The organism is [Micrococcus luteus] ATCC 49442, assembly GCF_010367585.1.
Classification (GTDB): domain Bacteria; phylum Actinomycetota; class Actinomycetes; order Actinomycetales; family Micrococcaceae; genus Arthrobacter; species Arthrobacter luteus_A.
Window position 1 is genome coordinate 2,764,070 of sequence record NZ_JAAAXP010000001.1, and the last position, 22,915, is coordinate 2,786,984.

The 22,915-nt window shown below is 66.1% G+C and carries 21 protein-coding genes; 12 read left to right on the top strand and 9 right to left on the bottom strand.

Annotated elements, in window-relative coordinates; genetic code table 11:
* Window positions 1–104: 104 nt before the first annotated feature.
* Window positions 105–1,442 (top strand): MFS transporter, encoded by a 1,338-nt coding sequence (locus GUV69_RS12575; RefSeq protein WP_164202799.1) that lies wholly within the window; start codon window positions 105–107, stop codon window positions 1,440–1,442.
* 67 nt (window positions 1,443–1,509) lie between these two features.
* Here the strand turns inward: GUV69_RS12575 and GUV69_RS12580 are convergent, their stop codons facing one another.
* From GUV69_RS12580 to GUV69_RS12590, 3 genes are all read right to left on the bottom strand, one after another.
* Window positions 1,510–3,852, bottom strand: coding sequence for a glycoside hydrolase family 65 protein (locus GUV69_RS12580; protein WP_164202801.1), 2,343 nt, complete (start codon window positions 3,850–3,852; stop codon window positions 1,510–1,512).
* A gap of 72 nt (window positions 3,853–3,924) precedes the next feature.
* A complete protein-coding gene (locus GUV69_RS12585; protein ID WP_164202803.1) occupies window positions 3,925–4,689 on the bottom strand; it encodes an HAD family hydrolase in 765 nt (254 codons plus the stop codon).
* A gap of 451 nt (window positions 4,690–5,140) precedes the next feature.
* Window positions 5,141–5,758 carry an alpha/beta hydrolase gene (locus tag GUV69_RS12590; RefSeq protein ID WP_164202816.1) on the bottom strand — a complete coding sequence of 206 codons (618 nt, stop codon included), beginning with the start codon at window positions 5,756–5,758 and terminating at the stop codon, window positions 5,141–5,143.
* Between the two features lie 159 nt (window positions 5,759–5,917).
* Between GUV69_RS12590 and GUV69_RS12595 the strand changes: the two genes are divergently transcribed.
* From GUV69_RS12595 to GUV69_RS12615, 5 genes are all read left to right on the top strand, one after another.
* On the top strand, window positions 5,918–6,175 hold the full coding sequence (locus GUV69_RS12595; protein ID WP_164202818.1) for a DUF6458 family protein: 258 nt from the start codon (window positions 5,918–5,920) through the stop codon (window positions 6,173–6,175).
* 232 nt (window positions 6,176–6,407) lie between these two features.
* Window positions 6,408–7,208, top strand: a complete 801-nt coding sequence (locus tag GUV69_RS12600; RefSeq protein WP_164202820.1) for a DeoR/GlpR family DNA-binding transcription regulator — start codon at window positions 6,408–6,410, stop codon at window positions 7,206–7,208.
* Complete coding sequence (locus GUV69_RS12605; protein WP_164202822.1) at window positions 7,205–8,179, top strand: 1-phosphofructokinase family hexose kinase; 975 nt, start codon at window positions 7,205–7,207, stop codon at window positions 8,177–8,179. Before GUV69_RS12600 ends, GUV69_RS12605 begins: the two co-directional genes overlap by 4 nt.
* Window positions 8,180–8,181: 2 nt before the next feature.
* Window positions 8,182–10,251: a PTS fructose transporter subunit IIABC gene (locus tag GUV69_RS12610; protein ID WP_164202825.1), complete on the top strand. Its 2,070-nt coding sequence runs from the start codon at window positions 8,182–8,184 to the stop codon at window positions 10,249–10,251.
* Between the two features lie 69 nt (window positions 10,252–10,320).
* On the top strand, window positions 10,321–10,599 hold the full coding sequence (locus GUV69_RS12615) for an HPr family phosphocarrier protein (RefSeq protein WP_164202827.1): 279 nt from the start codon (window positions 10,321–10,323) through the stop codon (window positions 10,597–10,599).
* A gap of 167 nt (window positions 10,600–10,766) precedes the next feature.
* Here GUV69_RS12615 and GUV69_RS12620 read toward each other — a convergent pair whose 3' ends face one another.
* Both GUV69_RS12620 and GUV69_RS12625 read right to left on the bottom strand, forming a co-directional pair.
* The gene (locus tag GUV69_RS12620) at window positions 10,767–11,201 is read right to left on the bottom strand and encodes an SRPBCC domain-containing protein (RefSeq protein WP_164202829.1); all 435 of its coding nucleotides are present in this window, start codon (window positions 11,199–11,201) and stop codon (window positions 10,767–10,769) included.
* A complete protein-coding gene (locus GUV69_RS12625; RefSeq protein ID WP_164202831.1) occupies window positions 11,198–12,046 on the bottom strand; it encodes a class I SAM-dependent methyltransferase in 849 nt (282 codons plus the stop codon). Before GUV69_RS12625 ends, GUV69_RS12620 begins: the two co-directional genes overlap by 4 nt.
* A 207-nt stretch (window positions 12,047–12,253) precedes the next feature.
* On the opposite strand from GUV69_RS12625, the gene GUV69_RS12630 reads away from it, so the two are divergent.
* Entirely contained in the window at window positions 12,254–12,520 is a 267-nt protein-coding gene (locus GUV69_RS12630; RefSeq protein WP_164202833.1) for a DUF7218 family protein, read from the top strand.
* A gap of 114 nt (window positions 12,521–12,634) precedes the next feature.
* Here the strand turns inward: GUV69_RS12630 and ku are convergent, their stop codons facing one another.
* Window positions 12,635–13,696, bottom strand: coding sequence for a non-homologous end joining protein Ku (ku, locus tag GUV69_RS12635; protein ID WP_164202835.1), 1,062 nt, complete (start codon window positions 13,694–13,696; stop codon window positions 12,635–12,637).
* Between the two features lie 40 nt (window positions 13,697–13,736).
* Between ku and GUV69_RS12640 the strand changes: the two genes are divergently transcribed.
* Complete coding sequence (locus GUV69_RS12640) at window positions 13,737–16,217, top strand: ATP-dependent DNA ligase (protein ID WP_164202837.1); 2,481 nt, start codon at window positions 13,737–13,739, stop codon at window positions 16,215–16,217.
* A gap of 113 nt (window positions 16,218–16,330) precedes the next feature.
* Here the strand turns inward: GUV69_RS12640 and GUV69_RS12645 are convergent, their stop codons facing one another.
* Both GUV69_RS12645 and GUV69_RS12650 read right to left on the bottom strand, forming a co-directional pair.
* Window positions 16,331–16,591 (bottom strand): hypothetical protein, encoded by a 261-nt coding sequence (locus tag GUV69_RS12645; protein WP_164202839.1) that lies wholly within the window; start codon window positions 16,589–16,591, stop codon window positions 16,331–16,333.
* Between the two features lie 101 nt (window positions 16,592–16,692).
* Window positions 16,693–16,905, bottom strand: a complete 213-nt coding sequence (locus GUV69_RS12650) for a hypothetical protein (protein WP_164202841.1) — start codon at window positions 16,903–16,905, stop codon at window positions 16,693–16,695.
* 489 nt (window positions 16,906–17,394) lie between these two features.
* Here GUV69_RS12650 and GUV69_RS12655 point away from each other — a divergent pair, with 489 nt between their 5' ends.
* A complete protein-coding gene (locus GUV69_RS12655) occupies window positions 17,395–19,020 on the top strand; it encodes an MFS transporter (protein ID WP_164202842.1) in 1,626 nt (541 codons plus the stop codon).
* 178 nt (window positions 19,021–19,198) lie between these two features.
* Window positions 19,199–20,299, top strand: coding sequence for an FUSC family protein (locus tag GUV69_RS12660; RefSeq protein WP_164202844.1), 1,101 nt, complete (start codon window positions 19,199–19,201; stop codon window positions 20,297–20,299).
* Here the strand turns inward: GUV69_RS12660 and GUV69_RS12665 are convergent.
* Complete coding sequence (locus GUV69_RS12665; protein WP_164202846.1) at window positions 20,267–21,031, bottom strand: SDR family NAD(P)-dependent oxidoreductase; 765 nt, start codon at window positions 21,029–21,031, stop codon at window positions 20,267–20,269. The genes GUV69_RS12660 and GUV69_RS12665 overlap by 33 nt on opposite strands.
* Window positions 21,032–21,173: 142 nt before the next feature.
* Here GUV69_RS12665 and GUV69_RS12670 point away from each other — a divergent pair, with 142 nt between their 5' ends.
* Both GUV69_RS12670 and GUV69_RS12675 read left to right on the top strand, forming a co-directional pair.
* Window positions 21,174–21,593 carry a YciI family protein gene (locus GUV69_RS12670; RefSeq protein WP_164202848.1) on the top strand — a complete coding sequence of 140 codons (420 nt, stop codon included), beginning with the start codon at window positions 21,174–21,176 and terminating at the stop codon, window positions 21,591–21,593.
* A 35-nt stretch (window positions 21,594–21,628) separates the two neighbouring features.
* A complete protein-coding gene (locus GUV69_RS12675) occupies window positions 21,629–22,876 on the top strand; it encodes an RNA polymerase sigma factor (protein ID WP_244292867.1) in 1,248 nt (415 codons plus the stop codon).
* The last annotated feature ends 39 nt before the right edge of the window (window positions 22,877–22,915 follow it).

Genomic DNA, 22,915 nt, shown 5'->3' on the forward strand with positions numbered 1-22,915 from the left:
CCTGGCTGCGGCTTTCCTTAACAGCTTGCCTTAACAGTAAGGGTGCTTAACACTACGTACCCTTTTCGGTTCCACCGCTATCCGGCCCCGCCTAGACTTGCCCTATGCCCACACTCCAAGCCCTGCGGCCGTTTGCGCACCGCGAGTACCGGGTCCTTATCGCAGCCCTGGCCATTTCCATTTTTGGATCCGGCATGTGGGCTGTGGCCATGGTCTACCAGGTGATCCATCTCGGCGGCGGGCCGCTGGAACTTTCGCTCGTAGCGGCAGCAGGCAGCGTGGGCCTGGTGGCCTTCGTCCTGGCCGGCGGGATCGCCGCGGACAGGGTTCCGCAGCGGCTGCTGATCATCGCCGTCGAAGGCGCCAACCTGGCCGTGATCGCCGGCATCAGCGGGTTGGCGATGGCCGGTTGGCTGCAGTTGTGGCATCTTGCCGTGGGCAGCTTTGTCCTGGGCGTGGGGGCCGCGTTCTTCTTCCCGGCTTACTCCGCGATCCTGCCGCGGATCCTGCCGGCCCAGGACCTGCTGGCGGCCAACGGCATGGAGGGCACCATGCGGCCCATCCTCCAGCAGGCTGCCGGACCGGCTGTCGCGGGCATCCTTGTTGCCGCGCTCTCCCCGTCCCATGCCGTGACGGGCGTGGCCGGCTGCCACCTGCTGGCGTTCATCATCCTGAACTTCCTGGGCCGTCATGCCCTCGCGGCACCGTCCAGCGGCGCAGAGGACGGCGGCTCCCACCCCACCGGCGCCGATACCCACGAACACCCGGCCAGGACGTCGTTCTTCCACGACCTCCGGGAGGGCGTCAGCTACACCATCCGCACGCCGTGGCTGCTCTGGACGTTGCTGTGGGCCTGCGTTTCAGTGCTGTTCCTGATTGGCCCCATCGAAGTGCTGATGCCGTTTGTGGTCCGTGACCAGCTCGGCGGCGATTCCCGGATGTTCGGCTTCCTGCTCGCCGTGATGGGCGTGGGCGGGGCAATCGGCTCGCTGGTGACAGCGTCCCTGAAACTCCCCCGCCGCTACCTCACGGTGATGATGGTCTGCTGGGGCGCGGGCAGCCTGCCGCTCGCCGCCGTCGGCATCCTGGACAGCTTCTGGACCGTTGCCGCCGCGATGTTCATCTTCGGTGCCACCGGCAGCGTGGGCATGGTCATCTGGGGCACGCTGCTGCAACGGCGGGTGCCCCGGCATCTGCTGGGCCGGGTTTCCAGCCTGGACTTCTTTGTGTCGCTCGCGCTGATGCCGGTGTCCATGGCGCTGGCCGGTCCGGCCGCCGAGATCTTTCCCATCTGGGCGATTTTCCTGGTCGCCGGCGGCGTCTGCCCTGTCCTGGCGGTGATCGCCATGATCGCGGCGCGCATGCCCCGGGACGAGCTGGCCCATCCGCTGGACCCGGCGCCGGCACCCGCTGTGGAACGCACGACGGCGGCGGGAGACTGACGCAGCCCCGCTTCCGGCGGGTGTCAGCTCCCGCCGCCGCCGGCAGGGTCCTCGTTGCGCCCGGGTCTCAGCCGGCCGCGTGCACGACGGGCATGCTCGCGGTAGGCGGTCCGCTGGGGAACACCGTCGGCTCGGGGCACTCAAAGGCTTCCAGGGCAACCCGGACCGGGTCCGTGCCCACCCGGAACACCTGGCCGCGGATATCCACGTCCAGCTGACCGCCGCTTTGGACACTGAGGGTGAGCGCGCCGGCGTCGAGCTCCACCAGCAGCAGCCGGCCCCGGACTTTCAGGTGGAAGGTCAGCGCCTCCCATTCGGCGGGGAGCCGGGGGTCGAAGAACGGTATGTGGCCCTGGTCGCGGAGCCCCGCGAAGCCGCAGACCAATGAGCTCCAGACTCCACCGGTGGAGGCGATGTGCACGCCGTCGATGGTGTTCCCGTGCGTGTCATCCAGGTCGATGAAGACGGCGTTGGTGAAGTGCTCCAGCGCTGCGCCGGGGTGCCCCACTTCGGCTGCCATGATCCCCTGCACGCAGGCGGACAGGGTGGAATCCCCGGTGGTGATGGGATCGTAGAAATCAAAGGCGCGGCGCTTCTCCACCGCCGTGAAATCCTGCCACTGCAGGAACATGGCCAGGACGGTGTCGGCCTGCTTCAGCACCTGGTGGCGGTAAATCACCAGCGGGTGGAAGTGCAGCAGCAGCGGGTACTTTGACCGGGGCGTGGTCCAGTCCCAGGGCTCCAGGGTCATGAAGTCGTTGTCCTGCGAATAGACCTCAAGGTCTTCGTCGAAGGGCAGGTGCATGCGGTTGGCGGCCTGCACCCAGAGCTGGCGTTCGGCATCGTCAATCGCCTGGTGTTCCACGGCCGCGGCGGCGCGCAGGTTAAAGCGGGCCATGACGTTGGTGTAGAGGTTGTCGTTGACAACCGCTGTGTACTCGTCCGGGCCTGTGACGCCGTGGATGTGGAAGAGCCCGTCCTTGCCAAAGAAGCCCAGCGAGATCCACATGCGGGCGGTTTCGATCAGCAGCTCCGCGCCCATGCCTTCACGGAAGGCTTCGTCCCCGCTGGCCCACACGTAGCGGCTGGTGGCGAAGGCGATGGCGGCGGCGATGTGGAACTGCGCCGTGCCGGCAGCGTAGTACGCGCTGGCTTCGAGGCCGTTAATGGTGCGCCACGGGAACAGGGCGCCGTCCACGCTGAGCTCCTTGGCCCGGATTTTGGCCGCCGGGAGCATTTCGTGCCGGAACTCCAGGACCTTGCGGGCGCCGTCGGGGTTCGTGTATGTGAGGTAGGGCAGGAGGTAGACCTCCTGGTCCCAGAAGTAGTGCCCCTCGTAACCCGAGCCTGTGACGCCCTTGGCGGGAATGCCCGCGACGTCGGCCCGTGCTGTCGCTTGTGCCAGCTGGAACAGGTTCCAGCGGATGGCCTGCTGGAGCTGGGGCTGGCCGGCCACCACGATGTCCGAGGTGGCCCAGTACTCCCGGTAGTGCTCCCGGCTCTCGACGAAGATGTCCTCCACAGGGCGGAGCCCGGCCTCGGCGGTGTCCGCGGCGTCCCGGTCAGACTCCTGAACGCCCGGCCCGGCGGCGTAGCTGACGCTCTTCTCCAGCCGGAACGGCTCCTCGGCACGGACGGCCAGGACGTAGCGGACACTGCTGTCGTCTTCGCCTGCCGCCGTTTCGAAGGGCTGGTGGCCGGCCGAGGTCCAGTGGTCCACGGCCAGTCCCACGCGCTGCCCGGATTCGGCGGCCTGCCAGGCCAGCCGGAGCGAGCCGTCGCTCCCTTCGATGCGTACCGGCAACAGGACCCGGCCCGCGTGGCGGCCGGCACGGCGCGGATCATGCGCCGAGTGGTCCTCCACAGGCTGGTCCTGCCTGTTGATGACGGACGACGTGACGTCAGCCGAAACCTCACGGTCCGACGCGACTTCCAGTGAGATTCCGAGGGCGCCACGCGACGCGAAGCCCACGGCGCGGCGTTCGGTAGTGGTTACCGTCGCACCGGACCGGCAGCGCCAGGTGATGCGGCATTCGTAGATGCCGGTGGCGAAATCAACCGTGCGGCGGTAGTCCAGCACATCCGATTCCGCGAGCGAGAGGGATTCGCCGTCGATGATGACCGTGAAGTTGTTGACGTCGGGGATATAAAGGATCCGCTGGCCCGTCCGGGCAAAGCCGAACGCGTTCTCTGCATGCTTGATGTCCCAGATTTCGTGCAGGCCGTTAATGAAGCTGCCAGGCAGTTCGGCGTCCGCCGCGGCCCAGTGCGCACCGCGGATCCCAAGGTGCCCGTTGCCCAGGGCAAAGAGCGTCTCCAGGGTCCCCGCGTTGTCCGGCTGGTGGTGGGTCTCCACAAGCTGCCAGGGAGTGTCGGGGAACCGTTCGCGGTCCGCGGTGATAAGTGCCATGGTGTTGCGATCCTTTTGGCGTGGTGCTGGTCTGGGTGGGGCTTGCCTGGCTGGTTCCAGCCGGGAGGTTTGCTAGAGGAGTTCCTGGAGGTCGTTGACCACCCGGGTGGCTCCGGCGTCGAGCAGCGTCTGCCGTCCGGCACCCCTGTCCACGCCGATCACCGAGTGGAACGTTCCGGCGTGGCCGGCCTGGACACCGGAGACCGCGTCCTCAACCACCACGCACTCTTCGCTGGGCAGGCCCAAAAGCTGTGCTGCGTAGTTGTAGGTGGCCGGGCTGGGTTTGCCGGGCAGGCCCTTGGCCGCGGCCACCACGCCGTCAACCACTACCTCGAAGTGCCCGTTGAGGCCCGCTGCCTTCAGGACCGCGGGCGCGTTCCTGGAGGAAGAGACGACGGCGACCTTGAGCCCGCGGTCCAGCGCGGCCTTGAGGAAACGCACCGACCCTTCAAAAGGCTCGACGCCGGCACTGACGATGTCGTTGAACACCTGGTTCTTGCGGTTGCCGAGTCCCTGCACCGTTTCTGTTCGCGCGGCGGCGCCGGTTGAGCTGCCGGCTTCGGTCCCGTCGCTGGCGGAGCCTTCGGGGAGCACGATGCCGCGTGATGCCAGGAAATCGCGGACGCCGTCGAACCGGGGCTTGCCGTCGATGTGGTCGAAGTAGTCCTCTTCGCGGTAGCCGGGCACGTCGGGCCGGGTGGTGAGATAGCCCTCGAAGAGTTCCTTCCACGCCTGTTCATGGACGGTGGCGGTGGGCGTCAGCACTCCGTCAAGGTCGAAGAGGATGGCAGAAGCGGTGGTCCAGCCGGGGGTTTGGGTTGTCAAAACGTCAGTCATGCGCAGTGTCCTTCCAGACGGCGGGAAGCCTTGGGGGGCGTAACTCAAATGGGCGTGGTTTCAACGGGCGGGAATTTCAACCGACGGACCTCAGCGTCCGGGCAACGGGGTGTAAAGGCAGAGCGGGGAAGCGCCGGCAACCGCGTCCGCCGGATCAACAGGGGCGGCTAGGGGCCGGGTCAAAAAACCTCGGCGGGCCGGTGGGCTGCTATAAAACGTCTTCTTCCATGATGAGCGCCATGGTGCGGCCTGACAACCTGGGCTGCCTGGGCGGGCGCCCGCGGGCAGGGGCCTGGCTCATGGGCACCGGTGGGGCATCCTTCTCCTGCTGGCTCAACGGCCGGAGGATTCGGGCCAACATCGAGTGTAAGCGCTTGCAGATTTCGCGCGCAACTGGATTTGCTGCCTGCCGCACCCGGACGGCCCGGTCTGCCAACCGGCCCGCGGGAGGTCAGTCCAGCACGTAGTGGCGCAGGAACGCGCTGACGTCCACCATCTCGGCTTTACTCATCGCGTGGCCCATGCCGGGGTACGTCCGGGCAGTCAGGTGAGTGTTTTCATGCAGCCACTGCTCGGTGTAGGCCGTGGCGTCCTCATTGATCACAAGGTCCGCCTTGTCCCGCCCCCAGAAGAAAGGGGGCGGGGTTTCAAAAGAATCAGTGAGTGACAACAGTTCGTTCTCCAGGACAAACCCGGACAAGCCCACCGTTGCCTTGTAGTCGTTGGGGTGCAGGCGCAGGAGAGTACTGGCCATGGCCATCCCCTGCGAGTAGCCCATCAGGCTCACGCTGCTGTGGCGGCCCCGCACGGAGCCGATCCAGGCCTGGACGGCGTTGGTGGCGGCAATGACATCGGCAAAATCGTTGACCAGGAAGTAGTCCAGCAGGAACCAGCCGTAGTGGTCGCCAATCACCATCGGGGCCCGCAGCGCTGCACAAGTGAAATCAGCCGGGAGGTACTGGAACAGATTAACCATCCGCGACTCGTCCGTGCCGTAGCCATGCATCAGGACAAGCAGCGGAGTTCCGTCCCGCTCAGCCTCCGGCTTGGACCAAACAACTGTTTCCATCCGACCAGCCTAGCCAGTGCGTGCCGTTGAACAGCCACGACGCCGCCAATCCGCAGCCTTGCCGGTGATTGAATCGCACCCTGCCGGGCTGTAGGTTGTGAGAGGACAGCATGCTTAGCAGTTCGGCACCACACGTACTCGAGCCACAAGGAGCAAGTCATGAGAATCGGTTCCGCCATCTTCCTTATCGCACTCGGTGCCATCCTGGCCTGGGCGGTTGCCCCGGGCCTGATCCCCTTCGTTGACCAGGTCCTGATCGGCTACATCCTGATGGCCGTCGGCGTCATCGGACTGATTGCGTCCCTTGTGCTCGCCTCACCGGGCCGCAGCCGGCGCGTCAGTGAAACCCGCTCGGTGGTTGACCCGAACACCGGCGAGCGCATCACGCGCAATGAAAGCCGCGACGGCGGACTGTAGCTCCCGGGCGATAGCGTCACCATGAAAACCCCGACAGCCGGGCCGGACCACCGAGGTCCGGCCCGGCTTTTTCGTCTCCTTCGGACCGCCCGCCCAGCGGGAGCGGCCGGCCGTCTTTGTTTCGTGTGGATTTCCATTGACAAACCAACATAAGCAAAGATAAAGTCAAGTAATTCCACATCATGTGATGCCAGTCACGGATAGAGCCCAGACTTTACGCAATGGAGGGTACGTGTTCGCCGAAGAGCGCCAGCAGAAGATTGCCGAGCTAATTGCCGGCAACGGCCGCGTCAGCGTGACCGTGCTGGCCGAGCGCTTCAGCATCACCACCGAAACTGTCCGCCGCGACCTCGCCACCCTCGAAAGCGCGGGCACCGTCCGGCGCGTCCACGGCGGCGCCGTTGCGGCCGACCGTTTCAGCACGTCCGAGGAAAGCATCAACGAGCGGACCATCCAGCGCCCGGACCAGAAGCTCCGCATTGCCCAGGCGGCCCTTGCCCTGATCCCCCGGTCCAAGTCCGGGAGCATCCTGCTCGACGCCGGTTCCACCACCGAAGCCCTTGCCGACCTGCTCTCCCGGCGGGCCGCCGTCGAGCCCTCCCCTGCGACCGCGCCCGAACTTGTGGTTATCACCCATGCCGTGCCCATCGCTGCCAAACTGGCCAGCGCGCCCGGCATCGCCCTGCAGATCCTGGGCGGCCGGGTCCGGGGCCTGACCCAGGCCGCCGTTGGGCAGGCAACCGTGGAAGCCGCCCAACGGATGCGCCCGGACATCGCGTTCCTTGGCACCAACGGCATCCACGCAAGCTTTGGCCTCAGCACACCCGATCCTGAAGAAGCCGCCGTCAAGGCAGCCTTCGTCCAGTCGGCCCGCCGCATCGTGGTGCTGGCCGACTCCTCCAAACTGGACGCGGAAACGCTGGTCCAGTTCGCCTCCCTGAAAGATCTGGACACTTTGATTACAGACAGCGAACCCAGCCCGGAACTCACAGCCGCCCTGACCGATGCCGGCGTAGATGTGGTGATCGCATGATCGTCACCCTCACCGCCAACCCCAGCCTGGACCGCACGGTGGCCCTCCCCGGCCCCCTGCAGCGCGGCGAAGTCCAGCGTGCCGTCTCCGTCAGCCAGGAGTCCGGCGGCAAGGGCGTGAATGTGTCCCGGGCCCTCTGCGCGTCAGGACTCGACACCGTCGCCGTACTTCCCGGCGGCGACAGCGATCCCGTCCTCGCTGGCTTGCGCCACGACGGTGTCCCGTTCGCTGCGCTGCCCATCGGCGAACCGCTGCGCACCAACGTGGCACTCACGGAACCCGGCGGCGTCACCACCAAGATCAACGAGCCCGGTCCTGTACTGAGCGTTGAGCAGCAGGAAGCCCTGATCAGCCTCCTCCTGGAACGCGCCCGTGGTGCCGGCTGGGTTGTCCTGGCGGGCTCCCTGCCGCCGGGCTTCCCGGCCGATTTCTACGCCACGGTCATCCAGCGGCTGCGGAGCGCGGCGGGCGACGGCGGCACCCCGCTGATCGCCGTCGATTCCTCCGGCGGGCCCCTGGCCGGCGCACTGTCCGGGACACCGGACCTCCTCAAACCCAACGCCGAAGAACTGGCGGAACTGGCTGCAGCAGCCGGCTTCGCCACGGCGTCCACCGCAGAAGAACTGGAAGCGGATCCGGAGGCAGCCGCAAAGGCCGCCGCCGCCGTCGTGCGTTCCGGTGTAGGTGCGGTGCTGGCAACTCTCGGATCCAAGGGAGCTGTCCTGGTAACGGCCGACGGCGCGTGGCTGGCCACGCACCCGCCGGTCGCCGCGGTCAGTACTGTCGGCGCGGGCGATTCATCGCTGGCTGGCTATCTGCTCGCCCACGGCCAGGGCGCCGCCCCGGCCGATTGCCTTCGTCAGGCAGTGGCACACGGTGCCGCCGCCGCCTCCCTGCCGGGTTCCACTGTCCCGGCAGTCCACCAAACCACCCCGGATGCCGTAACTATCACGGCCCTTCGAAAGGATTGACAGTGACTCAGCTCATCACCACCGAACTGGTCGAGCTCGACCAGAACCTGGGCACCTCGCCCGAGGACGTGATCCGGCACCTGGCCAGCAAAGTAGCTGCCACCGGCCGCGCATCAGAAGTTGAGGGCCTGTTCGCCGACGCCTTCGCCCGCGAGCAGAAGACCGCCACCGGCATCCCGGGCGGCATTGCCATCCCGCACTGCCGTTCAGCCGCCGTCATCGAACCGACACTGGCCATGGCGCGGCTCAACCCCAAGGTGGACTTCGGCGCCAAGGACGGCTCAGCTGACCTCATCTTCTTCATCGCCGCCCCGGACGGAGCGGACCAGGAGCACCTGAAGCTCCTGTCCAAGCTGGCCCGGTCCCTGATCAAAAAGGACTTCACCGCTGCGCTGCGTGCGGCCTCCAGCCGTGAGGAAATCGTGGCGCTCGTTGACGGTGCACTTGCCGACAAGCCGGCGGCCCACGCTGCCGCTGTGCCAGCTGACGGCGTTGCTGCGGGTACGGCTGCGGCAGGTGCTGCTTCCGCAGGCGTGGCTTCGGCGGGCTCGGCTTCGGCGGGTGCCTCCGCCGCCGGCCCCAAGCGCCTCGTGGCGGTCACCGCCTGCCCCACCGGCATCGCCCACACCTACATGGCCGCCGACTCGCTGGTGGCGGCCGCCCAGGAAATGGGCGTGGACCTGCAGGTGGAAACCCAGGGCTCCTCCGGCGCCAAGCCGCTGGACCCCGCCGTGATTGCAGCCGCAGACGCCGTGATCTTCGCGGTGGACGTGGACGTCCGCGGCAAGGAGCGCTTCGCCGGTAAACCCGTCATCAATGCCCCCGTCAAGCGCGGCATCGACGAGCCGACGAAGATGGTCCAGGAAGCACTCGCCGCGGCCACTGATCCTAACGCCCGCCGCGTACCGCACTTCGGTGCGGAAGAGCAGGCGGAGCAGGCTGCAGCAGAAAAGGGCGAGCACATCGGCCAGAAGCTCAAGCGCGCACTGCTGACCGGTGTCAGCTACATGATTCCGTTTGTTGCCGGCGGCGGTCTGCTGATCGCGCTGGGCTTCCTGCTGGGCGGCTACGACATCACCGAAGTTGCAGACAAGGTGGTGGTAGATAACAACTTCGGCAACCTGCCCGAGGGCGGACTCGCGATCTACCTTGGCGCGGTACTGTTCAAGATCGGTGCCCTGTCCATGGGCTTCCTGGTGCCTGCACTTGCCGGCTACATCGCTTACGCCATCGCCGACCGGCCCGGTATCGCGCCGGGCTTCGTGGCCGGTGCCGTGTCCGGGTTTATGGGCGCAGGCTTCCTCGGCGGCATCGTCGGCGGCCTGCTCGCCGGCTACATGGCCCACCTGATCGGCACCTGGCAGGTGCCGCGCTGGCTCCGCGGCCTGATGCCCGTCGTGATTATCCCGCTGCTGGCCTCCATCTTTGCCTCCGGCCTGATGTTCCTGGTCCTCGGCGGCCCCATCGCAGGCATCACCAACGGCCTGAACGCCTGGCTCACGGGCATGACCGGCGTCTCCGCAGTGGTTCTTGGAATCATCCTCGGCCTCATGATGTGCTTTGACCTCGGCGGTCCGGTCAACAAGGTTGCCTACGCCTTCGCGGTTGCCGGCCTCAGCGCAGGCAGCATCGACAACCAGGCCCCGTGGCAGATTATGGGAACCGTGATGGCTGCCGGCATGGTGCCTCCGCTGGCGATGGCACTGGCCACCGTCCTGGACAAGAAGCTCTTCAGCCTGGCCGAACGTGAGAACGGCAAGGCCGCGTGGCTCCTCGGGGCATCCTTCATCTCCGAAGGCGCTATCCCGTTCGCCGCTGCCGACCCGCTGCGTGTCATCCCTGCCAGCATGGTGGGAGGCGCGCTGACAGGCGCATTGTGCATGGCCACGGGCGTCACCTCCCAGGCTCCGCACGGCGGCATCTTCGTCTTCTTCGCAATCGGCAACCTGGCAATGTTCGTCGTGGCCATCCTCGCCGGAACCATCGTGAGCGCCCTCGCGGTTGTCGCCCTCAAACGCTGGGTTGCAGCCAAGCCCGCTGCTACGGTGGAAACCGTTCCCGTAACGGTCTGACCCAGCTTTCACCCGCCAAACGATTTACGGCGCTGAACCAACAGGCGCCGAAGACACAAAGGAGCAACAATGTCAGAACGCACCGCAACCGTCGCCAGCCGCGTCGGCCTGCACGCCCGCCCCGCCGCCATCTTTGCCGAAGCCGCCGGCGAGTTCGACCTGGACATCACCATCGCCCGCGAAGGTGAGCCCGTGGACGAGGCCATGGACGCCGCCAGCATCCTGTCCCTCATGAGCCTGGGTGCGTCCCACGGCGACGTTGTGGTGCTCCGCGCCGAAGGAACCGGCGCGGATGACGCCCTGGAGCGTCTGGTCCAGATCCTGGAAACGGATCACGACGCCGAGTAGCGCCACCTGGTTCCAAACAGCGCGTGCCAGCGGCCGCCGTCGTACGTCTCTCCTGCGTGGGGAGACTACGACGGCGGCCGCCGGCTTTAAGCGTCCCCCCGCCCAACTAAGTAGCGCTATCTGTCGTTTTGGACGCTCAAAACGACAGATAGCGCTACCTAGTTGGGTCAGGGGCGTTCGGCGATCTTCTTGACGTCCGCCACGAGCATGTCCCACATTCCCCTGGAGTGCTCGGCGGCCTCTTCGGTGGCGTTGTTGTCCTGCGAGAGCGTGAGCCGCGTGGCGCCGCCCTCCTGGTCCTCAAGGGTCCACGTCAGGGTGTGATAGTTTTCCGGCTTGTCCTCTTCGCCGCCGAGCGGGCTGAAATGCGTGTGGACCAGTTTTTTGCCGGGTTCCACCTCGAGGATTACGCCCTTGTCCTCGTAGGGTTTGCCCTCCCACTCGCCACGCCAGAGAACGGGCCCGCCCACAGTCCAGTCCGTGTCCAGGTCTGCGCCGAACATAAACTGCTTGACGGCGTCCGGATCGGTGATGACCTCCCACACACGGCTGGCCGGCGTGTTGATGGTGACGGTGGAGGTTGCGACAAAGTTGCGCTTCATTCTTTGGCCTTTTTGGCGATGAAGAGCAGGTATTCCCATTCCATTTGCCAGGCGGCATCGCCGTGCGCGTCCCCGAAGGTGTCGGCCAGCTCAGTCAGGGCCGAGTCCAGCGCTTTGACCTTCTCCTCGTCGTCACCAATGAATTTGTAGACGGAGATCGTGGGGCCATAGTGGGATTTGAAGTACCGCAGGAAGTCTGCGGGCTGGTGGAAACTGTGGATGACGAGGGTCCGCTTTTCAGTGCGGATATCCGTGATCCGGTCGCCAAAGAGCTCCCGTACATGGTCTTCGCTGCCCCACAGCGGGGGCGGCTGCGCCCCGGGCGGAGGCGGCGGCGCAAACGGCTTCATGGCTGCGAACATCTTCCCGATGAACCCTTCGGGCGTCCAGCTGAGCAGCCCGATGGTGCCGCCTGGTTTGCACACGCGCATGATTTCGTCAGCTCCGGCCTGATGGTGCGGTGCGAACATCACGCCCAGGCAGGACGTCACGACGTCGAATTCGGCATCCGCGAACGGAAGAGCCTCGGCGTCGGCTTCCGCCCATTCAAGCTCAACGCCGCGGTCGGCTGCCTGGTGCCGCCCGGCGTCGAACATCTCCGGAGTCAGATCGCTGGCAATCACCTGGGCACCCATCATTGCCGCGGGGATGGCCGCGTTGCCGGCCCCGGACGCCACGTCCAAAACACGTTGTTTCGCTTTGACTCCGCACGCATCCACCAGGATTGCGCCGAGATCCAGGAGCATCTCACTGGCCAGGGCCGGGTAGTCCCCGGAGGCCCACATTGCCCGGTGTTTTTGCTTCAGCGCCCTGTCCGCCTCATCGACGGCCGTTTTGTCGTTCATCTCGGCGCCCCTCTCCATCTCCATTGACAGGTTGTGAGTGACAGCACGCTGTTGCAGCAGGGCTGTGATGGGACCCATTGTGGCCGCAGCACCTTCCCAAAGCAAGCAAACTTAGTGTTTCCTTGTTTTTCCACAGGCCCCGAATTAGCGTGGAGGCGAGCAACTGCACCCGTTGCCCCGGGACAGGGCTCGTTAAAGGAGGATGACATGCCAGGCAAAAAGAACCCCAGCCTGAAGGATCCTGAGCTTTACGAGGAACTGCGCGAGGATGGCGCGTCCAAGCAGAAGGCGGCGCGCATCTCCAACGCGGCTGTCGCGAAGGGCCGCTCGGCGGTGGGCCGGAAAGGCGGGAAAGCCGGCGACTACGAGGACTGGACAGTCCCGCAGCTCAAGGCCAAAGCCAAGGAAATTGGCCTCACCGGGTACTCAGCCAAGAAGAAGAGCGAGCTCATCTCCGCGCTGCGAAACTCCTAGGCGGCGGACATCACCGACACTGCGGCCAGCCCCGTCAAGGCAGGAGAGCGCGTCCGTACTGCAGGGCGCCTCCGTATTGCAGGGCGCCTGCGGACTCCGGGGCGTCGCCGGACGTCAGGCGCCCTTACGCGCCCTGGTGGTGGACGACTTCGCCGCCGTGGACTTGGCAGCAGCGGACTCCGACTTTGCGGCGGGCTTGCCAGTGGTGGATTTACTGGCGGTGGACTTCGCCGCCGTTTTGGTTTCGGCCGCGCTCTTGGTTGCGGTGGACTTGGTTGCAGTCGACTTAGTCGCCGTCCTGGAGCCTTTCGCGGGCGCCTTAGCCTCTTCCTCCGCGTCCGCCTCGTCGCTGTCGGACCCGTCGTCTCCGGAAGCCGCCGCGGCACCGCCACCGCGCTTCCTGTCCAGGCTGCGCTTCAGGGCCTCCATGAGGTCGATGACCTCGCCCTTGCCGCCTTCGCCCGCCTCCGCGCCGAACGTTTCCTCGGTGTCCAGCGAATCGCCCTTCTCCAGCTTGGCTTCAATAAGCTTCCGGAGCTGGACCTGATAGTCGTCGGTAAAGTGCTCGGGTTCAAAGTCGGCGGCCATGGACTCCACCAGGGCGGCAGACATTTCGCGTTCCTGGGCGGAGATACGGACGGACTCCTCCAGGGCGGGGAAGCTGGCCTCGCGGACTTCGTCCGGCCAGAGCAGGGACTGCAGCACCAGCACATCGTCCTTGATGCGCAGCGCACCGAGCCGGGTCTTCTCCCGCAGGGCGAACTGGACGATGGCCACCCGGTCGGTGTCCTCCAGCGCCCGGCGCAGCAGGACGTAGGCCTTGGGCGACTTGGAATCCGGCTCCAGGTAGTAGCTTTTCTCGAACATCATGGGTTCCAGCTGCTCGGACGGCACGAACTGGACCACCTCGATCTCATGGCTGCTCTCCGCAGGGATGGACTTGAGCTCCTCTTTGGACAGCACCACGGTCCGGCCGCCGTCCTCGTAGGCCTTCTCAATGTCCGAGTAATCGATCACCTGGCTGCAGACCTCGCACCGGCGCTGGTAGCGGATCCGGCCGCCGTCGGCGTTGTGGACCTGGTGGAGACTGATGTCATGATCCTCGGTGGCGCTGTAGACCTTCACGGGCACGTTGACCAGGCCGAACGCGATGGCACCTTTCCAGATGGCTCTCATCCCTCAAGTGAACATCACCGCAGGCCGGAGGTGAAGACCTTTGCCCGGCGCTAAGGAGCGTGTCCGGGTTGCCGGCCGGGAACTGACCCTCACCAACCTGGACAAAATCATCTATCCGGCCACCGGCACCACCAAGGCGGACGTCCTGGCCTACTACGCCGCCGTGGCCCATGTCCTCATTCCGGCGGCAAAGAACAGGCCCGCGACGCGGAAGCGCTGGGTCAACGGCGTCGGCACGGCGGAGCAGCCCGGCGAGGTGTTTTTCCAGAAGAACCTTGAGGATTCGGCACCTGGCTGGCTCCCGCGTGCCGCCATCACGCACAAGGACCGGACCATCTTCTATCCGCTGGTCAACGATCCCGCCACGCTGGCGTGGTTCGGACAGATCAACTCGCTGGAAATCCATGTGCCCCAGTGGCAGGTGGATTCGCACGGCAACCAGCTGAATCCGGACCGTCTGGTGCTGGACCTGGACCCCGGCGAGGGAGCAGGCCTGGCTGAGTGCGTGGAAGTGGCGCTCCTGGCCCGCACCATCCTGCAGGACGTGGGTCTGGAGACGGTTCCCGTGACCAGCGGCAGCAAAGGCATCCACCTCTATGCCGGCCTGGACGGCTCCCAGACCTCGGACCAGATCTCCGCGTTCGCCCGCGAGCTGGCGCGCGCCCTGGAGGCAGACCACCCCGACCTCGCCGTGAGTGACATGAAGAAGGCCCTGCGCACAGGGAAGGTCCTTGTGGACTGGAGCCAGAACAACGCGGCCAAAACCACCATCGTGCCCTATTCACTCCGCGGCAGGCCCACGCCCATGGTGGCCGCGCCACGGACCTGGCGTGAGATCAGCTCCCCCAATCTCAAGCACCTCGACTACAAAGCCGTGATGCGGCGGGTGCAGGACGGCAAGGACCCGTTTGCCGCCGTCGAGCACGGTGGCGGGCACCCCGGGGGCACCGAAGAGGTAACGCACGACGGCGGCGCGCACCAGCGCCTGGCGCGGTACCGGTCAATGCGGGACCCCGATGCGACGCCCGAACCCTTCTCCGGCGCTTCTGGCAACGGCGACACTTTTGTGATCCAGGAGCACCACGCCAGCCGGCTGCACTTCGATTTCCGGCTGGAACACGACGGCGTGCTCGTTTCGTGGGCGTTGCCGAAAGGCGTCCCGGAATCAGGCGGCAAGAACCATCTGGCGGTCCAGACCGAGGACCATCCCCTGGATTACGCCACCTTTGAGGGCACCATTCCCAAAGGGCAGTATGGCGCCGGCGAAGTGACTATCTGGGATCACGGGACCTACGAACTGGAAAAGTGGATCAACGGCCGTGACGTCATCGCGACGCTGACGGGTTCCGAGGGCGGCGGCCTGGGCGGGACCAAAAAGTTCGCCCTGATTCACACCGGCCGCGGCCGTGGCGGCGACGCCGAGGGGCAGTGGCTGATCCATCTGATGGATAAGGATCATCACACCAGCCATCCCCGGCGTACTGCGGCGGAGGAGCCAGCAGAGGACCCCACCACTGCCGGGACAGCCGCGGAACCGTCCCAGCCCCTCCGCGCCGAAGACTTCAGCCCCATGATGGCGACCGCAGGCACCACGGCCGATCTGCAGGGCAGTGACTGGCAGTTTGAGCTCAAGTGGGACGGTGTCCGGGCGCTCATCGTCGCCGATGAGGAAAAAGTCCGCATCATCAGCCGGAACGGCAACGACGTCACCGCGACGTACCCGGAGCTGACGGACCGCGCCTGCTGGCCGGACGGATCGTTCGTGGCGGACGGTGAGATTTTCGCCGTCGGGCCTACCGGGAGGCCCGATTTCGGCGTGCTCCAGGGACGCATGAAGCTGTCCCGGCCCGGCGACGTCGCGAAGGCCCGCGCTGCCATCCCGGTGCGGCTGATGCTTTTTGACCTGCTGGCCGCCGGCGGCCAGGACCTTCGGCGGCTGCCTTTCGCAAAGCGGCGGCAGCGTCTGGAGGAGTTCCACCGGCCGTCGGAGTGCCCGGTGGAGCTGTCCCCCGTCCTGGATGAGAAGGTCGAGCACATCCTGGAGAGCGCGCAGGAACTGGGGCTTGAGGGCGTGATGGCCAAACGGACGGACAGCCGCTACGTCAGCGGGCAGCGCACGCGGACCTGGATCAAGATCAAGCTGGAGCAGACCCAGGAGGTGGTGGTGGGCGGCTGGCGGCCGGGCAAGGGCGGTCGGCAAAGCTCGGTGGGTTCGCTGCTGGTGGGCATCCCCGACGGCCCCAAGCTCCGGTATGTGGGCCGGGTGGGCAGCGGATTCAGCGCCCGCGAGCTGGACGAGCTCCGGCAGAAAGTGGACGATCTGGCCCGCAAGACCTCACCGTTCGACGACGTGCCCCGCGAGGATGCCTCGGACGCCCACTGGGTCACGCCGCGGCTGGTGGGTGAGGTGACCTTCGGGCAGTGGACCGGCGCCGGGAAGCTCAGGCATCCCGTGTGGCGGGGCTGGCGGCTGGACAAAACAGCCGACGAAGTGGTGGACGAAGTTGTTCCGGAGGGGTAGCGCAGCCCCGGTCTGGCGACGCGCCTCATCCCCTGCGACACGGAAATACCTGGCGACCCCCATCTACGGGTGTCGCCAGGTACTTATTGTGTCGTGGGCTTAGCTGCGCATCATCAGGATGAGTGCGGCATCTGCGGGCGGCCGGTGCGGTGCACGGCCGTGACGGCTGCCCCGTTTCCCACCTGGCTGTGCGCCGCGGCCCGTTCCTTGGGGTGCCGCCGCTTGCCGTTACCGTCCGGCCAGTGCTGTTCACCCGCCATGGCCGTGGTCACGGCAATGGCGGCCGGCCCTGGCATGGACTGCGCCTCCATCGCTGCTGCGAGGTGGTCCGCCACCTCGGGTTTGATTTTTGCTCCAGCATTTTGCTTCGCCATTTTTTCTTCCTTTCCGCAATGAAATGAAGCCAATAGATCGGCCTGGAATATCTGCCCGGTACTCTAAGACGCCCGGCCGCTGTTGAGATCCGGCGCCGCGGCTACCAGCGGACCTTCTTCTCCGCCGGCCCCTGCTTGCCGCTGGCGTGCGTGGGCTTGTGGTTTTTGCCCACGCTCTGCAGCCCGGAGTCGCCACCCCGGGACTTGCTGGCGAGCATCGCCCGCTGGGCTTCGGTCAGCCCGGCCCTGATGCCTTTGGCCTCGGGGTTGTCCTGCGACGATTCGGACTGGTCGGAGGTGTTTTTTTCGGTCATTGGGTGGAACCTTTCTGAGGAGGATCTGCTTGTCTGACGAGATCAGCGAGGACGGGGCCGAGTATTAGCCGGGGGTTAATAGGCCGCAGGCGTCCGCCTACTCAAAAATCAGTGTTCCCATGGGTCAACAATAGGCAGCAACAGGCTCGGTTGTGAACCCCCGGTTGGCTCCCGTAGCCTCCTCCGGCAGGCCCGCACATTGCCGTGGCGGCCGCCACATTTAGCGCCACGCGGCGGTACAAAAGGCGCCAGAAACATGCCTGAAGGAAAAAGATTAGGTAACGATGCCCGGGCGCCGCCGGGATCCCAATGGTGGCGCGGCGAGAGCGGTGAAAAGAAGTCTGCTGATAGCTGCTGAAAACGCCCTGAAACCTGCGATCCTACGGCATTCAGCTCATGGTTGTCCCGGGTTTCGCGTAAAATTGAAGGCCTGCCCAGAGCGGGGCAGCTACAAGTCGCAAGCAAATGACCTCCACAGGAGTCGCCCAAATGCCCACAGACCGAAGCACGACCGACTCTTCAGCAGGCGCGAACAACGCCAGCGGAACCTACAACGCAGTACCAACAACTGCACCATCAGCGAATCCTTCAGGGACACGCAAACCAAGAATTCTTCCGCGTCGCCGGCTCAAGGAGTCCGACGTGAATGTCGTCAACCAGCCCATGCTGAAAAAGGCACTCGGCGGAACCATCGTGGGTAACACCATGGAATGGTTCGACGTGGGCGTGTTCGGCTACCTGATCACCACCATGGGACCAGTCTTCCTTCCGGAGGCGGACCAGTCCGTCCAGACGCTGTTCCTGCTTGGTACTTTCGCTGCCACCTTCATTGCCCGTCCGCTGGGCGGCGTTGTGTTCGGCTGGCTTGGCGACAAGATCGGCCGCCAGAAGGTACTCGCCGCAACACTGATGATTATGGCTGCGAGCACGTTCGCCGTGGGACTGTTGCCCGGGTACGCGCAGATCGGCATCTGGGCTGCGGCGCTGCTGGTAATCCTCAAGCTCGTACAAGGCTTCTCCACCGGCGGTGAGTACGCAGGTGCCACCACCTTCGTGAGCGAATACGCCCCGGATAAGCGCCGCGGATTCTTTGCAAGCTTCCTGGACATGGGCAGCTACCTTGGCTTCGCTTTGGGCGCGGCGCTGGTTTCTGTCCTGCAGCTGACCCTTGGCCAGGCCGCCATGGAAGAATGGGGCTGGCGAATTCCGTTCCTGGTTGCAGGTCCCCTGGGCCTCATCGCTATCTACTTCCGGAACAAGATCGAGGAATCCCCCCAGTTCCAGGCCACTCTCGATGCCCAGGAAAGCATCGGGCAGGCTGCCGCAGCAGCTGACACGGACAGCGCCAAGAGCCCGGTGGGAATTGTGAAGGCCTACTGGCGCTCACTCATCGTGGCCATGATCCTTGTTGCCGCTGCCAACACCGCCGGCTACGCCTTGACGTCCTATATGCCGACGTACCTCACAGAGTCCAAGGGCTACGATCCCGTCCACGGAACGCTGCTGACCATCCCCGTGCTGGTCATCATGAGCCTCTGCATCCCCCTGACCGGGAAGCTGTCTGACCGAATCGGCCGCCGTCCCGTGCTGTGGATCGGCGCCGTCAGCACAGTGGTGCTGGCAACCCCGGCGTTCCTGCTGATCGGCATCGGCGACGTCTGGTCCACACTGGCAGGCCTTTCGCTGATCGCCTTTCCTGTGACGTTCTATGTTGCTAACCTCGCCTCGGCCCTGCCGGCGCAGTTCCCGACAGCCAACAGGTACAGCGCCATGGGTATCGCCTACAACTTCGCCGTTGCCATCTTCGGCGGAACCACCCCGTTTATCGTTGCCGCGCTGATCACGGCTACCGGCGATGACATGATGCCGGCGTACTACCTCATGGTTACCTCAGCCATCGGGGCTGTGGCCATCTATTTCCTGAAGGAATCAGCCCAGCGGCCGCTGCCGGGCTCCATGCCCAGCGTGGACACGCAGGCGGAAGCCAAGGAACTGGTGGCCACCCAGGACGAGAACCCGCTGATCGACCTGGACGACCTGCCGTTCGAAACCCAGGACATCACGGACGCCTCGGCCGGCAAGGATTCCGCCCCTAAGCTTCCGGCTGGCGTCTAAGCACCACCCGGAACAACAAGGCCTGTCCGGGCCGTCTTGTAGCCCGCGCTCAAAGGCCCGTCCCGCGCGTTTCCTCACGAAACGTAATGCAGGGCGGGCCTTAGCCGTGCCCGCGGGATAATTTCCTGAGGGTCCGGGCTCCCGGGCAACAAACCGGTGATTGGAGAGTGTCAACGGAGTGAAGCCCGTCCTGCGGCAGGTCCGTGCCCTCCACCGGTTGGAGCCTGCGGACAACGATCACCTGGCAGCCCTCCGGGTGGCCCTCAGCGTGGCCGTCCCGTCACTCATTCTTTTGCTCCTGGGCCGGGAGGACCTGATCATCTATGCCGTCTTTGGCGCGCTGACCGGGATGTACGGACGGTCCGAACCCCACCAGCTCAGGCTCCGGCACCAGTCGCAGGCAGCCTTGGTACTCGTGGGCGGAGTGGCCGTGGGTGTTTTCCTGTCGGTGAACCATCTGCAGTCCTGGTGGCTAGTGGCCGTCGAAGCGCTGCTGGCCGGCGTCGGGTCCGTGTACTCCGACCGGGTGAAACTCAAGCCCAACGGGCCGTTCTTCGGCATCCTGGCCTTGGGCGCCTGCGCTTCGGTTCCCACAACCGTCCCCTGGTTCGTCGCCCTGCTTATCGCCGCGGGCGCCGCAGCGTTCTCCATGGCGGTGGGCTTCGGCGGCTGGGTCCGCGGCAGGTCGTGGCAACGCGGCGCCGCTCGTGACGTTGTGGCGCTAAGCGGCGCAGCCGGGCGGGCCGCGGCAGTTCACGCGGCAAGGTACACCCTCGCTGTTGGCCTCGCCGGCTCCATCGGGGTGCTCAGCGGCAGCGGACACCCGCACTGGGCCATGGCAGCCGCGGCAGTGCCGCTCGCCGGAGCGGACCTCCCCAGCCGGGTGCGGCGGGGAATCCACCGCATCGTGGGGACGTTCCTCGGGTTGGCGGTCACCGCCGTCGTTCTTGTTCCGGCGCCGTGGTCGCTCGCACCGTTCTTTGCCGCCCATCAGGTGGTGGTCCTGGCCATCCTGGTCATCGTTTTCCAGTTCACCACGGAGCTGTTTATGACCCGCCACTACGGGCTCGCGATGGTTTCGTTCACTCCCGTCATCCTGCTCATGACACAGCTGGCGGCACCGATGGATCCGTCGGTACTGATCCTGGAACGCGGTGTGGAAACCTTCGTGGGCGCCCTGGTGGGGATCCTGGTAGTGGTGGCCGTGCGCCAAGGGGTCATGCGCCCGGCGACGCTTCGGTTTCCGCTACTTCGGCCGGCGCGCCGGCCCGGTGAGTAGCCGGTCCGGCAGCACCCGGGCTGCGGCCGCCACGGCTTTGTAACGCTTCGAGGGGACAGACACTGCCTTGCCGCGGAGGTTGTCCGCCAGGCCTTCACGCACCACCCGCTCGGCGTTCAGCCAGGCCCAGGACGGGACCGCCGCCTTATCCATCCCCATCCTGTCGTGGAATTCGGTGTGCGTCAGACCGGGGCACACCGCCGTGACCGTCACCCCGCGCGTCCTGTAGGCCAGGTTGGCCCACCGGCTGAACATCAGCAGCCAGGCCTTCGCCGCGGCGTACGAGCCGCGCGGCAGGAACGCCGCGATACTCGACACGTTGATGATCCGGCCGGCACCACGCTCAAGCATCCCGGGCAGCGCGGCATGGACCAGTTCCAGTGGCGCGGCACAGTGCAGCCGCAGCTGCTCCTGCTCCTCCTGCACGCTGTTCTGTTCGAAGTCACGCAGGAGGCTGCTGCCCGCATTGTTCACCAGGACCGTTACCGGCCGCGTGGCGTCCCTGAGACGTCCGACGACGGCGGCCACACCGGCGTCGTCCGTCAGGTCTGCGGGCAGCACCTCCGCCGTGGTTCCGTACCGCTGTTCCAGGTCCGCCGCCGTCTGTTCGAGCCGTGTCCTGTCACGGGCCACCAGGACCAGGTGGTGGCCGCGGGCAGCCAGCTGCCGCGCGAACTCGGCACCCAGCCCCGCGCTGGCACCGGTGATGAGGGCTGTTGTGGGTGTGTTCATGCGCCCAGACTAGCCATGTGGACTCCCTCCCTCAGAAAGGGGAAGGGAATTTTGGCCGTTTCTGTCGATCCGGCCTCGCGCCGTTCGACCTGTGGGTGAGAAGGTCGAAGGGCGACCTTCCACCACCAAGGAGATGATTGTGATGGCCAAGTACATGCTGATCATGCGGGCAACGGACGAGTCCCTCGCGAAGTTCAACGACGTCGATTTCACCGAGGCCATGAATGCGATGGGCAAGTTCAACGATGAACTGATCCACGCCGGTGTCCTGCTGGCGGCCGAAGGCCTGGATGACCCCAAGGAGGGCGTGGTGGTCGACTTCACCGGGGAGCAGCCGGTGGTCACGGACGGGCCCTACGGGGAGACGAAAGAGCTCTTCAACGGCTTCTACCTCCTGGACGTCGCGTCTAAGGAAGAGGCCATCGAGTGGGCCAAGCGCGCACCAATGACGGCGGGCACCAAAACCGAAATCCGCCGGGTGCCAACCATCGATGAGTTCCCCCAGGACAACGAATGGATCCAGAAGGAGCGCGCCTGGCGCGAGCAAACCGGCCAGCTCTGACCGGCCGGCACCGACGCGACGGCGACGGCCCGGCTGTGGGCTCCAACGCGGCGAGGGGCGCCGTCGAGGCTGTGTGGCGGATGGAATCTGCCCGCATCGTCGGCGCCCTGGCCCGCTACACGGGCGACTTCCCGCTGGCTGAGGACCTCGCGCAGGAAGCCCTCGCCGAGGCGCTGGTCTCCTGGTCCGTCAACGGGGTACCTGCCGAACCTGCAGGTTGGTTGCTCAACACCGGCCGCCGTCGGGCGATTGACGCGTTCCGACGGCGGGCGGCGCGTGACGAGCGGTATGCGTTGCTGGCCCGCGGCCTTTCGGCCGAAGAGCCCGGAGCGGACGCGCTGTTCGACCCCGCCGCGATCGATGACGACGTGCTGACCCTGATGTTCATCGCCTGCCACCCGGTGTTGTCCAAGGAAGCCAGGATCGCGCTGACGCTCCGGGTGGTGGGCGGACTGGGCAGCAACGAAATCGCCAAGGCCTTCCTGGTGCCGGTGGCCACCGTCCAGGCACGCATTACGCGCGCCAAGAAGACCCTGGCCGCTGCGAAGGTGCCGTTCGCGGTGCCTGAACCGGATGAGCTGGCCGAACGGCTGGGCTCAGTGCTTAACGTCATTTACCTGATTTTCACTGAGGGCTCGTTCGCATCCGGCGGTGCGGACTGGATCCGCACGGACCTGGCCGGCGAGGCCCGCCGTGTGGCCCGGGTGCTGGTCAGGATCGCGCCCGAACCCGAGGTCTTCGGGCTGCTGGCGCTGCTGGAGCTCACCGCTGCAAGGTTCCCTGCCCGGCTCGATGCGTCAGGGAACCCGGTGCTGCTCGAGGACCAGGACCGACGGCGGTGGGACCTTTCTGCAATCAGGCGCGGACGCGCGGCCCTCGCCCGGGCGGCGGGGTCCGGACGGGGGCTGGGGGCTTACGGACTCCAGGCGTCCATCGCCGAGTGCCATGCGGTGGCGCCGTCGGTCGCCGGGACGGACTGGCAGCGGATCGTCATCCTCTACGAAGCCCTCGGCAGGCTGGCCCCGTCCCCCATCGTCGAGCTCAACCGTGCCGTCGCGGTGGCGATGGCCTCCGGCCCGGCAGCCGGACTGAAGCTGGCGGACGGGATCGCAGCCCGCGGTGAGCTGGCGGGCTCGCACCTCCTCCCCTCCGTCCGCGGTGAGCTGCTTACCCGGCTGGGCCGGCGTGGCGACGCGCGGTCTGCGCTCCTGGAGGCAGTGTCGCTGTGCGGGAACACCGCCGAGCGGGCGGCATTGGAGCGAAAGGTGAAGGCGCTGGACTGACCTTGGCTTAACCCGTGACAGCACTCGTAACGGCCCCGC

Excerpts from the sequence above, each read along its gene's own strand:
- GUV69_RS12575 (WP_164202799.1), top strand. The coding sequence starts at position 105 with ATGCCCACACTCCAAGCCCTGCGGCCGTTTGCGCACCGCGAGTACCGG.
- GUV69_RS12580 (WP_164202801.1), bottom strand. The coding sequence starts at position 3,852 with ATGGCACTTATCACCGCGGACCGCGAACGGTTCCCCGACACTCCCTGG.
- GUV69_RS12585 (WP_164202803.1), bottom strand. The coding sequence starts at position 4,689 with ATGACTGACGTTTTGACAACCCAAACCCCCGGCTGGACCACCGCTTCT.
- GUV69_RS12590 (WP_164202816.1), bottom strand. The coding sequence starts at position 5,758 with ATGGAAACAGTTGTTTGGTCCAAGCCGGAGGCTGAGCGGGACGGAACT.
- GUV69_RS12595 (WP_164202818.1), top strand. The coding sequence starts at position 5,918 with ATGAGAATCGGTTCCGCCATCTTCCTTATCGCACTCGGTGCCATCCTG.
- GUV69_RS12605 (WP_164202822.1), top strand. The coding sequence starts at position 7,205 with ATGATCGTCACCCTCACCGCCAACCCCAGCCTGGACCGCACGGTGGCC.
- GUV69_RS12615 (WP_164202827.1), top strand. The coding sequence starts at position 10,321 with ATGTCAGAACGCACCGCAACCGTCGCCAGCCGCGTCGGCCTGCACGCC.
- GUV69_RS12620 (WP_164202829.1), bottom strand. The coding sequence starts at position 11,201 with ATGAAGCGCAACTTTGTCGCAACCTCCACCGTCACCATCAACACGCCG.
- GUV69_RS12625 (WP_164202831.1), bottom strand. The coding sequence starts at position 12,046 with ATGAACGACAAAACGGCCGTCGATGAGGCGGACAGGGCGCTGAAGCAA.
- GUV69_RS12630 (WP_164202833.1), top strand. The coding sequence starts at position 12,254 with ATGCCAGGCAAAAAGAACCCCAGCCTGAAGGATCCTGAGCTTTACGAG.
- ku (WP_164202835.1), bottom strand. The coding sequence starts at position 13,696 with ATGAGAGCCATCTGGAAAGGTGCCATCGCGTTCGGCCTGGTCAACGTG.
- GUV69_RS12645 (WP_164202839.1), bottom strand. The coding sequence starts at position 16,591 with ATGGCGAAGCAAAATGCTGGAGCAAAAATCAAACCCGAGGTGGCGGAC.
- GUV69_RS12650 (WP_164202841.1), bottom strand. The coding sequence starts at position 16,905 with ATGACCGAAAAAAACACCTCCGACCAGTCCGAATCGTCGCAGGACAAC.
- GUV69_RS12655 (WP_164202842.1), top strand. The coding sequence starts at position 17,395 with ATGCCCACAGACCGAAGCACGACCGACTCTTCAGCAGGCGCGAACAAC.
- GUV69_RS12665 (WP_164202846.1), bottom strand. The coding sequence starts at position 21,031 with ATGAACACACCCACAACAGCCCTCATCACCGGTGCCAGCGCGGGGCTG.
- GUV69_RS12670 (WP_164202848.1), top strand. The coding sequence starts at position 21,174 with ATGGCCAAGTACATGCTGATCATGCGGGCAACGGACGAGTCCCTCGCG.